At 38.3% G+C, this 14,625-nt stretch carries 12 protein-coding genes and 1 pseudogene; 5 read left to right on the top strand and 8 right to left on the bottom strand.

Features of this window, described 5'->3' with window-relative positions; all coding sequences use genetic code 11:
* The first annotated feature begins 53 nt into the window (after positions 1–53).
* The 3 genes from AC1M9A_RS08140 (at position 54) to AC1M9A_RS08130 (ending at position 1,503) form a co-directional block, all read left to right on the top strand.
* Entirely contained in the window at positions 54–533 is a 480-nt protein-coding gene (locus AC1M9A_RS08140; protein WP_481610001.1) for a GFA family protein, read from the top strand.
* 150 nt (positions 534–683) lie between these two features.
* A complete protein-coding gene (locus AC1M9A_RS08135) occupies positions 684–998 on the top strand; it encodes a helix-turn-helix domain-containing protein (protein ID WP_092768287.1) in 315 nt (104 codons plus the stop codon).
* Positions 999–1,026: 28 nt separating this feature from the next.
* The gene (locus AC1M9A_RS08130) at positions 1,027–1,503 is read left to right on the top strand and encodes a transposase (protein WP_481610000.1); all 477 of its coding nucleotides are present in this window, start codon (positions 1,027–1,029) and stop codon (positions 1,501–1,503) included.
* A 668-nt stretch (positions 1,504–2,171) separates the two neighbouring features.
* Here the strand turns inward: AC1M9A_RS08130 and AC1M9A_RS08125 are convergent.
* Complete coding sequence (locus tag AC1M9A_RS08125; RefSeq protein ID WP_092768375.1) at positions 2,172–2,438, bottom strand: hypothetical protein; 267 nt, start codon at positions 2,436–2,438, stop codon at positions 2,172–2,174.
* 116 nt (positions 2,439–2,554) lie between these two features.
* On the opposite strand from AC1M9A_RS08125, the pseudogene AC1M9A_RS08120 reads away from it, so the two are divergent.
* Both AC1M9A_RS08120 and dusA read left to right on the top strand, forming a co-directional pair.
* Positions 2,555–3,416, top strand: a pseudogene (locus AC1M9A_RS08120) (IS5 family transposase).
* A gap of 176 nt (positions 3,417–3,592) precedes the next feature.
* Entirely contained in the window at positions 3,593–4,603 is a 1,011-nt protein-coding gene (gene dusA / locus AC1M9A_RS08115; protein WP_035265303.1) for a tRNA dihydrouridine(20/20a) synthase DusA, read from the top strand.
* Positions 4,604–4,658: 55 nt separating this feature from the next.
* Here dusA and AC1M9A_RS08110 read toward each other — a convergent pair whose 3' ends face one another.
* From AC1M9A_RS08110 to AC1M9A_RS08080, 7 genes are all read right to left on the bottom strand, one after another.
* Positions 4,659–5,432, bottom strand: coding sequence for a tRNA threonylcarbamoyladenosine dehydratase (locus AC1M9A_RS08110; protein ID WP_481609999.1), 774 nt, complete (start codon positions 5,430–5,432; stop codon positions 4,659–4,661).
* 67 nt (positions 5,433–5,499) lie between these two features.
* Positions 5,500–6,333 carry a TatD family hydrolase gene (locus AC1M9A_RS08105; RefSeq protein ID WP_481610022.1) on the bottom strand — a complete coding sequence of 278 codons (834 nt, stop codon included), beginning with the start codon at positions 6,331–6,333 and terminating at the stop codon, positions 5,500–5,502.
* Between the two features lie 7 nt (positions 6,334–6,340).
* Positions 6,341–7,288 carry an RsiV family protein gene (locus AC1M9A_RS08100; RefSeq protein WP_481609998.1) on the bottom strand — a complete coding sequence of 316 codons (948 nt, stop codon included), beginning with the start codon at positions 7,286–7,288 and terminating at the stop codon, positions 6,341–6,343.
* A 130-nt stretch (positions 7,289–7,418) separates the two neighbouring features.
* On the bottom strand, positions 7,419–8,243 hold the full coding sequence (locus tag AC1M9A_RS08095; RefSeq protein ID WP_481596249.1) for a hypothetical protein: 825 nt from the start codon (positions 8,241–8,243) through the stop codon (positions 7,419–7,421).
* An 83-nt stretch (positions 8,244–8,326) separates the two neighbouring features.
* Positions 8,327–9,919 (bottom strand): peptide chain release factor 3, encoded by a 1,593-nt coding sequence (locus AC1M9A_RS08090; protein ID WP_035265298.1) that lies wholly within the window; start codon positions 9,917–9,919, stop codon positions 8,327–8,329.
* A gap of 120 nt (positions 9,920–10,039) precedes the next feature.
* Positions 10,040–12,106, bottom strand: a complete 2,067-nt coding sequence (locus AC1M9A_RS08085) for a putative bifunctional diguanylate cyclase/phosphodiesterase (RefSeq protein WP_481593311.1) — start codon at positions 12,104–12,106, stop codon at positions 10,040–10,042.
* Positions 12,107–12,319: 213 nt separating this feature from the next.
* The gene (locus AC1M9A_RS08080) at positions 12,320–14,503 is read right to left on the bottom strand and encodes a carboxy terminal-processing peptidase (protein WP_481609997.1); all 2,184 of its coding nucleotides are present in this window, start codon (positions 14,501–14,503) and stop codon (positions 12,320–12,322) included.
* Positions 14,504–14,625 lie beyond the last annotated feature (122 nt).

Genomic DNA, 14,625 nt, shown 5'->3' with positions numbered 1-14,625 from the left:
GAACTTTAAATTTTTAATTTCATCTATGAATAGATCTTAAATAAGGAAGTTTTATGTCAAATTTAAATCACATGCCTTTCAATGTTGAAGCAAGTTGTTCTTGTGGCGCAAATACTTTTCGCTTTTCTCATGCCCCTATCGCACATTTTATTTGTCACTGCCAAGTTTGCCAAGAATATACAAGTAAGGCATTTTCAGATGTTTTAGTATTCTTGAAACAAGATGTTTGTGATTTAAATATTGAACAGACTAATTTTAAACGTTTGAAATCACCACCCAATATCCGTCGTGGGATATGCAAACAATGTCATTCCCCTTCTATTGAATTTGGAATATTAGATCAGTTGGTATTTATTCCTAAATGGAACTTAAAAGACTTCTCGCAAGTTCCCCCTGAAAATATGCATATTTTTTACCATCGTCGTGTGCAAGATGTAGCTGATGATTTGCCAAAATATAATGGTTTTATCCAGAGTCAAACTCAAGCAGCTAAGTTTATTTTAAAAGGGTTAACTAATAGAATCCTAAAATAAAATCACTAATAAAATATGACTTCACTTGAACACTGTTTAAACCAATGATTGAAAAATTTAAATTAGATCTCTTTCATAAATCAAAAAAAGATCTATCCTTTACTGATTATTTGTACCGAATAATTTTAAATATTCATACATAATTTGCGAATGAAATACATCGACTCAAAGAAGCTTTCTGAAACACATTTTAAGCGATATACAGGCATCTCATGGTCAACCTTTGATTTAATGGCTGAACAGCTAAAAATGCTTGTACCTGCTAAAGGCAGACCATCTAAGTTAAGTGTAGAAGATCAAATCCTTCTGTGCTTAAGTTATTGGCGTGAATATCGAACATTGTTTCATGTCGCAACAAGTTATGGTATGTCAGAGCCTACTGCTTCAAGAATCGTCCTCCACGTAGAGGATTGCCTGATCAAGTCCAATCTATTTAATTTACCCAAGAGTTTGCCTGAAGGCTAAGGTATCGACTGGAATGTGGTGATCGTAGATGCTACAGAAATTCCAATACAAAGACCTAAAAAAACAGAAGAAAAGCTATAGTGGTAAGAAGAAAGCTCATACTTTCAAAGTACAAGCCCTTATCCATTATAGAACACAGCAAGTTCTGAGCTTATGCACGAGTTGTGGTGCTGTACATGATTTCGAGCTTTTCAAACGCAACATGAATCAAATTCCTAAAGGGTCTTTTATCCTTGCAGATAAAGGCTATCAAGGGATTTATACGGTGTATCCAAATAGTCTATTTCCATTAAAAGCAAAAAAGTACTGTAAACTAGATCCCGAGCTAAAAGTTTACAATCAAGAAATCAAGAAAAGAAGAATTGGAATTGAGCATGTATTTGGGACTTTGAAGATCTTCAAAATCCTTGCTGAGCGATATCGCAACCGTGGCAAAAGATTGGGATTAAGATTCAGTTTAATCGCAGGGATTTATAATTTAGAACTGAGTAAAAATGATTTATGAAAGAACCCTAATATTTATACCAAGCAAAAAAATATAATAACCAAGAGGCTTTGTTTCAAACAATAATTCATAACCGCCTGATTCAAATCAATTAAAATAAAAAATTATATTTCCTATAATAAAGATTTATTCATATAAAAAGATTTATATAACAAAGCTAAAGCTTCTGATAATATTTAAATTAATATTGAAAATATCCAACCGCCTATAACATTGATATAAGAAAAAAAATACCATCTAATTTTAAGTAGAATTAATTTAAATAAAAAACTAAATATCCAAAAAAATGTATTTAAAGCAAAACATATACAAAAATAAGTGAGAATTAATGTTAGTTCCCCAAAAAATGAATTCTGATAGTGATCAAACAACAATTCAATACTGAGTACAAATGGAAGCGAGCCAATTACAATATTCCAGTTCAATATCTTTTCTCTTTTCTCTTTTAATTGCCAACCAAAGAGAGTCAATGTAGCCTGAAAAATAAAAAAATAAGTCAAAATGAGTAAAAAGTCTCCTGGGCTTTTAAAACCACTCATCATTTTGAAAACCCACATTTGGCTTCATAGCCCATATCCACACATCCTTTATCTATTCGATAAAGCAGTGTATTAAACTTCCTCAAAGTCTGGCTAAATATACCGTCCAGTTTAATACATGACGCTACATCACTTTGACCAATAAGTATTAAACATCTCTTTGATACCATCATCATCTTCCATATATTCCTCAGGTGATATTTTTAAAGCTACACCACTCAAATAAATTATTGCTTTCCATAGAAGCTCCTCTTCAGTAGGAGGATCAAAAAACAATTCATTATGGTCAAGCGCATTCCTCCTTATTCTTGCCCACTCTTCAGCTTCCTCTCGACTGATTTTATGGGTCAATAAGCCGCTGAATACTTGTTGTACATCTGATAAAAATATTTTCATAACACCATTTCCCAGTATATTTCCCATTCTTATCAAATAAATAATGTGTTTTAGTTCCATTAGGCTTTGTTTCACAAAGCTATTCTTAAGGGCTTCTTCAGCCATATAATTTTCAAATGAAGAAGCCTACACATAATCTACCGCACAACCAATTGGCCCGCATATAACCGAGCACTCATTAATCGCGGAAATATTGCCATTTGGTTTGATCCTACTACGCAATGGTATGCTCTATCAAAAGGCAAACAAGGACGAAATAAAACCTACTCCGACGCAGCCATCCAATGCTGCTTAATGATTAAATCCTTATTTCGTCTGTCTTTACGTATGGTCACTGGCTTTGTGCAAAGTCTGATTAAACTTTGCGGATTAAATTGGACAGCGCCAGATTACAGTACACTTTGTAGAAGACAAAAGTATATTGATATTGCAATCAGCTACCAAAAAAGTAGCTATGGGCTGCATCTACTCATGGACTCTACAGGCTTGATATTTCTAGGTAAGGGCGAATGGAAACGCAAGAAACATGGACCTGAATATCGTCGCCAATGGCGTAAGCTACATATTGCTATAGATGCTGAAACCTTTCAAATACGTGCTATACAGCTCACAACCAATAATATCAGTGATTCACAGGTACTAGGTGATTTACTTGATCAGATTCCACAAGATGAACAGGTTGACTCTGTTTATACCGATGGAGCTTATGACACTAAGCAATGCCGTCAGGCCATTGCAGATCGGCAAGCGCATGCGGTGATTCCACCTAGAAAAAATGCGAAACCATGGAAAGATACAAAGAGCAGCTCGCTAGAGCGAAGAAGTTTGGTTGAGACTAAAATGCACTGCATCAAATTATTAGGAGATAAACTCAGTGCAAGGAGCTTTGATAGCCAAGTCAATGAGGTTCATGCACGTGTAGCAGTCCTCAACAGGTTTACGGAATTGGGTCGACCACTTACCCAAGTTACGCCTTAAATTCGGCTCAATTAGGGGCTCTTTGCCTTTCAAATCTTTGTGCAACAAAGCCTTTAAAAATTAGAGATTCATTAACCTTTAGAAGCAGTATTCTTTAACACCTTCCTCAATGACCCATTTTTTAAATTATGGTAAGATGCCGAGCTTTTCACGATTTACTAAATCTAGGTTTCACCATGTCTGATATCCAATCTTTACAGCCTCGAATTTCCGTCGCACCTATGATGGATTGGACGACTCGTGATTACCGCTTTTTTGCACGCCTATTCAATCCAAATATCATCATGTACACCGAGATGGTGACCACAGGCGCAATTTTATTTGGCGATGCAGCCCGTCATTTAGATTACAGCAAAGAAGAACACCCTATTGTGTTACAGCTTGGTGGATCAAATCCTAAAGACCTCGCAACCTGTTCTAAAATGGCTCAAGATTGGGGCTATGATGAAATCAATTTAAATGTTGGTTGCCCTAGTGATCGTGTTCAAAACAATAAAATTGGTGCTTGCCTCATGGCTGAGCCTGAGCTGGTTGCTGAATGTATTGCTGAAATGCAAAATGCAGTTGATATTCCCGTCACGGTAAAACACCGAATCGGCATCGATGATATGCAATCGTATGAGGAGATGCTGCATTTTGTCGATACCGTTGCAAAAACGGGATGTCAAAATTTTATCGTGCATGCACGCATTGCTTTACTACAAGGTTTGTCACCAAAAGAGAATCGAGACATTCCGCCTTTACGTTATGAAGATGTCTATCGTCTAAAGCAAGATCGCCCAGAACTATTGATCGAAATCAATGGTGGGATCAAAACATTTGCTGAAACTCAACAACACTTACAACATGTGGATGGTGTCATGATTGGTCGCGAGGCTTATCACAATCCTTATCTACTGGCTGAACTAGGACAATTATGGAATTTGTCAGCACCTGACCGTTTTGAGATCATGCAGGAAATGATGCCATATATTGCAAAACGTTTAGCTGATGGTGCGCCACTATCAGTGATTACACGTCATATTTTAGGCTTATTTCAAAACCTTCCTGGTGCACGAAAATGGCGTCAAGCCCTGAGTGGCGGTAACGCGAAAACATTAAAAGATATTGAAAATGCCTTAATCGGTATGCAACAAGCCATTCAAAGACATGCTGAACAAGAAAGCTTAAAAATCAATGCTGAATAAACAAATAACATCAGTAAAAAGGTCTCTTGATAGAGACCTTTTTTGATAATCACTTTTAGGCTTGTTTTGCTTGAATCGAATCTAATCGTTTTAATACTTCAGCCACTGCTACCATTGCAAAACTTGATGTCACCACCACGGCTGAACCATAACCACCACATCTTAACCCAGCACTCGCACAAATATCAGCATTCGAAAAAGGATTATCCACCGAATAAATACAGGTGATACCGAACTTCTCTTTCGGCTTTTTACAGATACCTTTTGAGCGTAACAGACTTCTTAATTTTGCCAGCATCGGGTCGTATTCTGTTTTTGACAAATCTGCGACCCGAATTTTGAGTGGATCTAATTTACCACCAGCACCACCAGATACAATCAAAGGGACTTTATTGAAACGACAATGTAGCATCACTGCGAGTTTTGCTTTGACATCATCAATGCAATCCAACACAACATCTGGATTTGAACTCAAAATCTCCGTTACATTTTCAGGCGTTAGATAATCATCAATTAAATTGATTTTTATACGTGGATTAATTTGGCGACAACGCTCTGCCATCACTTCAATTTTTTCATGACCTAATGTTGATGTCATCGCAGGTAACTGACGATTAATATTTGACGCTGCAACAGAATCCATATCAACTAGTGTTAACTCGCCCAAACCTGTTCTAGCCAAAGCTTCGACAGCCCAAGAGCCAACACCGCCAATACCAATCACCATGACATGACTGTTTTCATAATGCTGAAAATTTTCTTCACCATAAATTTTGGCTACACCCGTAAAACGGCGTTCATATTCATCATCATGAACTAAGTCAGTCATATTGCTCTAACACTATTTGGAAAAGGCGTATTTTAGCAAAACTTCGGAGGAATAGAGAGTTTTGAACTCACGACAATTTCAGTTCATTTTTTAGGTTGAGTGCAGACACACTATTCTCCCAAACACGTTGCGCAATGTCTTCGACTCTTGTATTTAAACTATGTGCCAAACCTTCTAAAACATAAATTAAATTCTGTGGGGTATTACGGGTACGGTGTTCAGTTGAAGCTTGACAACATAATGGCGTCATATCAGGACAGTCTGTTTCAATGACCAGATGTTCAATACCAACATACTGAACTATTTGGTGTAATTTTTTAGCACTGGGATTGGTAATCTGTCCCGTGACCCCTAACTTAAATCCAAGTTGAATAAATGCCTTCGCTTCTTCTATCCCTCCACTGAATGCGTGGGCGATACCACCGTGAACAAATTGCTTTGCTTTTAACAGCCTTAATGCTTCAGCATGAGATTTACGAATATGTAACAGCACAGGAAGCTTAAATTGTTGAGCCAAATCGACTTGTTGCGCAAAAAAATCCTGTTGCTTAGCGAAAACTTCCAACTGCTTATGTTGCTTGAGAAAAGTATCTAAACCAATTTCTCCAACGGCGATGCATTGTTGTACTTCAAGAATTTTTTTTAGATCGTCTAGATGATGAGGCTGATGTTGTTCGATATAAAAAGGATGTAGACCAGGAGCGAGATAACTCCTCGGTGCCTGATCTAAACCATTTAACCAATGGTGTGTTTCAATCAATGTATGAAAGCGTTGGTGTTGAAACCCAATCAGTACAAGGGCATCCACTCCCTTCTGTTTAGCCTGATACGCAAGTTGCTCACGATCGAAGTCAAAATCTTCTACATCAAAGTGCGTATGCGTATCAAACAAACGTGGCATGGACATGTTATTTTGCTTCACCTGCAGCTTGAGGTACAGCAACTTGAACCGAAGGATGAACAGCCTCCAGCATTTCAGGTTTAATCACACCCTGTAGCTTTTCATAAGGAATCGTAAGTCTTGGCAAACCCACCACATAAGGACCAATTTCATATTCACCGTATTGAAGAATTAAACCCTTCTTACCCAAATAATAATTATCAGTGAGTTTAAATTTCCAAGCCTCTTCATACTCTTCAACGTTATCTGCTAACTGCGAATCTATGACCCATTTTTTAAATTCATCATGGGCCAATTGATTTAATTTATTCTTTTGGTCTTTCACTAAAATTTGATCTAGTGACACTTGTTTCTGCTGTTTCAAATCAAAATTAAAGTAAGTTTGTGAAGAAGAACCATGTGCACCTCCTAAATAGTTACTCGTATTCAATACGACGGTTGCAAGTGGTCCTTGTGAATTTAAAATTTTAGGACTAATACTCAAACTAATTTGATGTCCAACCCCCAAGTGCTTTAACTCTTTATCTAAACCCACAAAGTTATCAATAAAGGGCTGAATCTGCTCTGCAAGTAACTGCGCTGCAGTTTTATATTCAACAACTTCACTTGCGGCTTGAGTATCTTTGTCTTTAGGCAGCGTCTGCTCAGGTTCGAACAACTCTAGCGTTTCTTGTAAATTTTTGAAAATCGCTTGATCAATTAAGCCATCTAACACAAATTGATTCGTTCTCAATCGATCAATTGAAATTTCTGGACAATTGTTACCATCACATTCTACCAACCGAACAGGCACTTTTTCAGTTTCACCCTGAAGCACGAGTATCTGAACTTCCGATGCTGCTTGAGTTTGAGTGTCAGGTGACTCTTTAGGCCCGTCCCCTTTTGGCTGACATGCGCTCAGCGTAATTGCGGCAGTAAGTACAGATACAGTCCAAACTATTTTATTTTTTAACATCTCACAACCTTGAGGAGAAACGGTCATTTATCATTGATTTAAGCCTAACCCGATGAAATTGATAGCTCAAGCTTCGTTTGTATGGGTTTAACTGCAATTGTATATGCTACATTACAATATTTGTAATATTTCAAAACATCTTTTGAAAGATCTGCGGTACAACCACCTGCTTGGTTTGAGCATGATTCAAATAGATATCCAATTGCTCACCACCTTTGACAATTTCGTTCGCACGAATATGAACACCAATCCCTTCACCATCAAAGAACCATTCCTGATTTTGCCAGCTGAGATTCACTGGAGCGATACTTCTCACTTCACCACTCTGGGCCTTTAACCATTTTTGATAGGACACTTGAAGTATTCTTTCAAAATCATTTATTTGGTTCTTTTGAATCACATCCTGCAACTGTAAAACTTTTTTCTGCTTTCGATCCAATACCATAAAGTAACCACGATCTTTAACGATCACTTCAGCTTGTTTTGTGTTAACAATGAATTGGATCAACACATATTGATTTCGTTGGGTGGCGACTTGCGTCAGTATATCCAACTCATAAGGCTGATTCAGTGAAAACTCCTTCATCCATGATTCAGATCGACTTATATAGGTTTCGATGGATTGATCCAAACTCAATTTTTCTTTTTCATTGATTTGATCTTGAATCACAAAAGCCAAATGGTTGTTAAGTTGTTGATTGACCCACTGATCTGCTGTTTTTAGACTTAAAATTTCAATTTTTTCGCAGACCGATTTTGTACAATTTTCGCTCTTTATCTCAAATTGAAACGCGTCATCATTTAAGTATGGTAACACATCAGCGTTTTTAACTTGGGCAGACTGCCCTGACTTTTGTGTCGTAGACTCTGGTTGTTTTTCACAAGATGCCACCCCAATGACTAAGGTAGCAAGAAGAATACGCAATCGTTTTTTTTGTAAATTTAGAGTAATCACAAGAATCAACCAAAATTAAAGCATTGGTTATTCTGATACAAAAACAGCTTCACGAGGAAGCTGTTTTACATTTTCAAGCAAAATTAATGTTCACGTGTATTACGGAAAACAATATCAGGATAACGCTCTTGCATTAATTGTAAATTGACACGGCTAGGTGCTAAGTACGTTAAATGCCCACCACCATCAACTGAAAGTTGGTCATGTGCTTTTTTCTTAAATTCATTAAATTTTTTCTCATCTGGACATGAAACCCAACGAACTGTATTAATGCTCACAGGCTCGTAAATACAATCCACTTTGTATTCTTCTTTTAAACGATAAGCTACAACTTCAAATTGAAGAACACCCACAGCACCGACAATAAGATCATTACTGTTTTGTGGCATAAATACCTGAGTTGCACCTTCCTCTGAAAGCTCTTTTAAACCTTTTTGGAGTTGCTTCGATTTCAAAGGATCTTTTAAACGAACACGGCGGAACATTTCAGGAGCGAAGTGAGGAATACCTGTGAATTGCAAGTTTTCACCCGAAGTGAAAGTATCGCCGATTTGAATCGTACCATGGTTATGTAAACCAATAATGTCACCTGGCCATGCCTCTTCTAGATGCTGACGATCACCCGCCAAGAACGTTAATGCATCTGAAATACGCACATCTTTCCCAATACGCACATGCTTCATTTTCAAGCCTTTTTCATATTTGCCTGAGCAGATACGCATGAAAGCAATACGATCGCGGTGTTTAGGGTCCATATTGGCTTGAATTTTAAAGACAAAACCAGAGAAACCCTCTTCAGTCGCTTCAACTTTACGGTCTTGGGTAGGATGTGCTTTTGGTGGTGGTGCATATTCACTAAATGCATTTAAGACATGGTCTACACCAAAGTTACCCAACGCTGTACCAAACAATACTGGAGTTTGACGCCCTGCTAAGAATTCTTCACGATCAAGCGGTTCATTTGCCATTTGAACTAATTCTAGTGACTCTTCAAATGCAGCCCAAGCTAATTCACCGACTTTTTCACGAAGGTCAGCATGGTCATAACCGTCACGAATTTCGATATCTGTAATGGTTGAACCAAAACCTGCTTTATAGACATAGAATTTTTCTTCGATCAGATTAAAAACACCCGCGAAGTCACGGCCTGTGCCTAAAGGCCAAGTTAAAGGTACGCATTTAATTTTCAGGACGTTTTCAATTTCATCGAGTAGTTCAAGTGGCTCGCGAATTTCACGGTCCATTTTGTTAACGAAAGAAATAATCGGTGTGTCACGCATACGACACACATCCATCAATTTAATCGTACGATCTTCGACACCTTTCGCACCATCAATCACCATCAATGCTGAGTCTACGGCTGTAAGGGTACGATATGTATCTTCAGAGAAATCTTCATGCCCCGGTGTATCGAGCAGGTTGATCATTTTGTCTTTATAAGGGAACTGCATCACAGAGGTCGTGATCGAGATACCACGCTCTTTTTCCATTTCCATCCAATCTGATGTCGCAGCACGGTCAGATTTACGGCTTTTTACCATACCTGCAACTTGGATCGCTTGCCCCCACAACAATAACTTTTCCGTCATTGTGGTTTTACCCGCATCGGGGTGGGAAATAATGGCAAATGTACGTCGCTGAGCAACTTGCTCCGCTAACTCTTGCTTAAAGCTCATGAATAACACCTACTGCAGACATGCAGTTTAGAAGATCAAAAAAGATCAAAATAAAAATTGGCGATATTGTAGCAGATCAATACCGAATGTGAATGTGATGAATCAGAAACTGACCAGAAGTTAATAGTTCTTAAATGTGCTTTCTAAACGATCCACAGGTAATGGCATACCCAATAAATAGCCTTGTAATTGCTGACAACCTAAACGTTTTAAGATATCGGCTTGTTTTTGAGTTTCGACGCCTTCAGCTGTCACCACCAAACCTAAACGTTTAGCCAAGACAATAATACTTTCTAAGATAATTTCATCTTTTGTATTGGGTGAAAGATTTCGAATAAATTCACGGTCAATTTTAAGTTCATCTACCGGGAGATTCTTTAAATATAAGAAGCTTGAATGACCTGTTCCAAAATCATCAATCGCAAGCCCAATCCCCAGGTTTCGCAGGCTCTCAAAAGTACGAATACTGACATCGATATGATGCATTGCTGTCGATTCAGTAATCTCAATAATTAAATGGGCTGGATCGATCTGGTATTGCGTGATTAAACATCTTAATGTATCTACCAGCGCTTTATGTTCAAATTGTACAGCTGATAAATTTACAGCGATCGGACAGAAAGGCAATTTCTTTTTTTGCCAAGCTTGAATCTGTATACACGCTTGTTCAAGAGCCCAGTAGCCCATTTTAATAATAAGACCTGTTTGCTCCGCACCCTCAATAAACATATTCGGTGCTAGAAGTCCTAGACTTGGATGCTTCCAACGAATTAAAGCTTCAACGCCACAAATTTTAAAATCTGCTGTGAATTTCGGCTGATAAAATAAAATGAATTGTTGTTCTTCAACAGCACGATACAAATCATTGATAAGTTTTGATTGGCTACGTGCGACTTCTTGTTGATCTAATGAATAGTTAAACACACTATAAGTATTGCGACCTTGCTCTTTGGACATCAGCATTGCAGCATCAGCATTCACCAACAAATCATGTAAATCAGCACCATGATCTGGATAATAGACCACACCTAAACTTGCTGAGATATTGATTTCCTTCCCCGAAATCACAAAGCCTTCTTGGATTTTACTCAATACTAGATTGGCAACTTGATCAATTTGGTCTGTAGAAAAATCTTCAACAACCAATAAAAACTCATCACCACCAATACGAATTAATTTTTGGTTTTTTTCGAGTAATGCATGGAGTCGATGCGCTAAATTCACTAAAAGCTGATCACCAATATGATGTCCAAAAGCATCATTCACTGCCTTGAAACGATCCAAATCAATATAAATGAATGCAACTTTATGATCTTTAGATTGGTGAAGTGAAAATAATGAAGTGGTGTAATCAAGCAAAAAAAGTCGATTTGGAAGTTTGGTCAAATTATCTTGAAGGGCAAGGCTTTCCAATTCCTTATTCATTTTGATTAGTTGTTGATTTCTCTCTTCAAGTCGTAATTCTAAAATAGCGACAAAAAAACTGACCACTAAAACCAAGCAGGTGACAAATATAATGACAAAAAGTAATAAACCTTGACCTTCATGGAGTTGATTCAATGCTGCATATTTGGCATCCACGGGTTGGAAAGTCGCAGCCGCCATACCAATATAATGCATTCCCACAATACTAAAAGCGATCATGAATGCCACGGCAAGCTTGAAAGCCAATTTATTGTGATAGGTACGCTTATATTTAAACATCAGCCAGAATGACAATCCTGAACCACATACAGCAATCAGTACAGAAAAAATCACCAAAATGGTGTCATAACGAATAATGTAGTTGGGAACGATCAATCCCGCCATTCCAGTATAGTGCATACCTGAAATACCGAAACCCATCAGAAGTGCACCCAAAACCAATCTAGCCAAAGGAAGTGTAGATCTAGTCGTGAGCCATATGGCAAAAATTGAAGCGAGAGCTGCGATCACATAAGAGAATAGCGTTAAACCTATATCGAAACTATGATCTTCGGGTAAATGACAAGCCAGCATTCCAACAAAATGCATGACCCAAATCGCAAGACCAAATATCATTCCACTTACACCGAGCAGCACTTTTTGACCAACTGGGTTTTTGTGGGTACTAATGAGTTGTTCAAATGAAATAGCAATAAAGCAGACGATCACTGCCGCCACAGCAGAACCCGCCACCATTGCATAATCGTAACTCATATGAATCATATAGAGACTTATCCGTACCTGAACCTGTTTTTATTTTATTTAAACCCCAAAAGTACAGCAAATAAATGTAAGAAGGTTCAACTTTTTAATGAGCATTTGTCGCCTACAACAATATCACCATCTCATTGAACGTCAAGTTGTTTTTCGGATATCCATAAAAAATGGCGTATCGAAATACGCCATTTTTTAAGTAAAACTTAACAATAAATATTTTTATTTTTGCAAGGCAATGTAATCGAGCAAGATATGAGCTGATTCAGTGACAAATGCCTCTTCTTCAGGTAAAGGTGGGCGTTGATTAGTTTTCATCTTAGCACGCGATTCAGCCAAAGCTTCCATCGATGCCTGATAACTTTCCCAATTTGGATAAGCAGTTTTACCCATTGCTATACGGCGTTTATTTTCTTCTGCCAACGTTTCTTTTTCCAAAGCGATGAGTTCAGCTTTACGTTGATCGATATCCAACACGATTTGTTTATTCTCTTTAGCTTTCTGCGAAATCGCTTTACGCGCTTCTAAATACTTAAATTGAATATCATTCGCAACACGCTGTTTTGAATGAGCAGCTAATTTTGGTACAAAGGCTTGCACTTCTCCCTCACGTTTGAAAGGAGCTGTAGGGATGGTATCCCACTCTAAAGCATTCTTAGCTTTACGCTCCCCAAACTCTTCATCGTAGATATCAACCAATTGAATATCAGGCACAACCCCTTTATTTTGTGTGCTTCCACCAGTAACACGGTAAAACTTTCGTTGCGTCAATGTCGCTTGACCATACGCTAAGCTGTCCAATTGAACTTGGGCTGTACCCTTACCTGTCGTAGTACTTCCAATCACAATCCCACGACCATAATCCTGCACAGCAGCTGAATAGATTTCACTTGCTGATGCAGAAGCCAGATTCACCATGACAGCCAATGGACCTGCGTAGGTTTGAGCGCCTCCATCACGATCTTCGAAGACACTGACGTTACCATTCCCATCCCGAATTTGAACCACTGGACCAGATTTAATCACTTGCCCAATCATTTTTGCCACTTCTTCGAGTGAACCACCAGGGTTATTACGAAGATCAACGATAATGCCATCGACATTTTGCGCAGCTAAACTTTTCAATGCATTATTGGTATCTTCAGATACTGAACGATAGCTTTCACCAGCACGACGGGCACGGTAGTTGTAATAGAACGATGGAATTTCGACTACTCCAACTTTATTTTTCTTGCCATCACGTACAATTTCAACTGTTCTTGAACGTACACCCGCATCCTCTTCTTGAATCACATCACGTACGATAGTTACGGTACGTGCCTGACTCATAGATGCTCCAGGTCCGAGCAATTTAATGGTGACTTTAGTCCCACGCTTACCTCGGATCAATCCAACGATTTCAGAACTGGTCCATCCAATGACGTCGACCATTTTGTCACCGTCTTGCGCGACACCAATAATACGATCACCAGACTTGACCTGCCCCGTCTTAAACGCAGGACCACCATCTACGATCGTCTCGATACGCGTATAGTCTTCATTCCCGCGTTCTGGGCGGATCGACACACCAATCCCCTCAAGCTGCAATGTGGTCTGACGATTTAACTCAATCGCATCGATTGGTGGGAAATAATTACTGTGCGGGTCATAAGTCGCTAACATAGCATTGAGCGTTTTTTCTAAAACGTCATCGCTTTTTGTACGCTTCATACGTTCTAATTGACGCATATAGCGCTTGGTCAAAGTCTGAACTGGCGTTAAATCTTCAGCTGAAGTGAGATCTTGTCCTGCTGCTAAAGAAGGATCATCTTTCAGCGCTTTTTGCTTAGCCAAATCTTCTTCTTTAGCAATCGTTAAATTGATTAACTGAGACACCAACATTTTGCGCCATTGATTTTCTTGCTCAGCTTTATTTTTGAAAAATGGAGCCTTTTCACGATCAGACTCGATAAACACATTAGGTTGATTTAGGTTTTGCGGTTTTTTTAACTCCGCCAACATAAACTCATAGAATGACTTTAAACGATCACGATATTGAGCGTGAATGGCATAAGGTCCTTCAAGGTTACCCGCTTTGAGCGCCGCTCCAAAAGTTGGTCCGTATTTTTTCTTATAGTTTGCCACTTCATCTGCCAAGAAAAGGCTATGGTCAGGATCAAGACTATCAATATACATATCAAAAATACGTTGTGAGGTCGTAGCATCTAAACGCATATTTAAATAGTGCTGACGATCCACCAAAGTTGCTAATTGTCTTGAAACTAAAGCTTGTTCTTGTGTGGGCTTTATATTCTGAACCTGTTGAACCGCTGGTTCATTCGCTGCGATCGCAACATTAATTGTATGACCAAAAAATAAACCACCAGTGGCAATGGCTACCGCGCAAGCGATTGTTTGAAGTTTCATAACGAATTTGTCTTTCCTTGGATAAACCAAATTTACACTATTGTTTTCAGATAGAAATATTAATATTCAAAACCTTAAACAACTTTTTTATTTCTGCCGTATAGTTTTATCATAATCTGTAC

The sequence above is a fragment of the Acinetobacter sp. ANC_7634 genome (genome assembly GCF_056779875.1).
This window is presented reverse-complemented; position numbering and strand designations above follow the sequence as displayed.

Bases quoted from the DNA above. Each gene is read 5' to 3' on its own strand.
- AC1M9A_RS08080 (WP_481609997.1), bottom strand. From the start codon at position 14,503: ATGAAACTTCAAACAATCGCTTGCGCGGTAGCCATTGCCACTGGTGGT.
- AC1M9A_RS08100 (WP_481609998.1), bottom strand. From the start codon at position 7,288: ATGTTAAAAAATAAAATAGTTTGGACTGTATCTGTACTTACTGCCGCA.
- AC1M9A_RS08125 (WP_092768375.1), bottom strand. From the start codon at position 2,438: ATGAAAATATTTTTATCAGATGTACAACAAGTATTCAGCGGCTTATTG.
- AC1M9A_RS08135 (WP_092768287.1), top strand. From the start codon at position 684: ATGAAATACATCGACTCAAAGAAGCTTTCTGAAACACATTTTAAGCGA.
- AC1M9A_RS08140 (WP_481610001.1), top strand. From the start codon at position 54: ATGTCAAATTTAAATCACATGCCTTTCAATGTTGAAGCAAGTTGTTCT.
- AC1M9A_RS08090 (WP_035265298.1), bottom strand. From the start codon at position 9,919: ATGAGCTTTAAGCAAGAGTTAGCGGAGCAAGTTGCTCAGCGACGTACA.
- AC1M9A_RS08130 (WP_481610000.1), top strand. From the start codon at position 1,027: ATGCTACAGAAATTCCAATACAAAGACCTAAAAAAACAGAAGAAAAGC.
- AC1M9A_RS08110 (WP_481609999.1), bottom strand. From the start codon at position 5,432: ATGACTGACTTAGTTCATGATGATGAATATGAACGCCGTTTTACGGGT.
- dusA (WP_035265303.1), top strand. From the start codon at position 3,593: ATGTCTGATATCCAATCTTTACAGCCTCGAATTTCCGTCGCACCTATG.
- AC1M9A_RS08085 (WP_481593311.1), bottom strand. From the start codon at position 12,106: ATGATTCATATGAGTTACGATTATGCAATGGTGGCGGGTTCTGCTGTG.
- AC1M9A_RS08105 (WP_481610022.1), bottom strand. From the start codon at position 6,333: ATGCCACGTTTGTTTGATACGCATACGCACTTTGATGTAGAAGATTTT.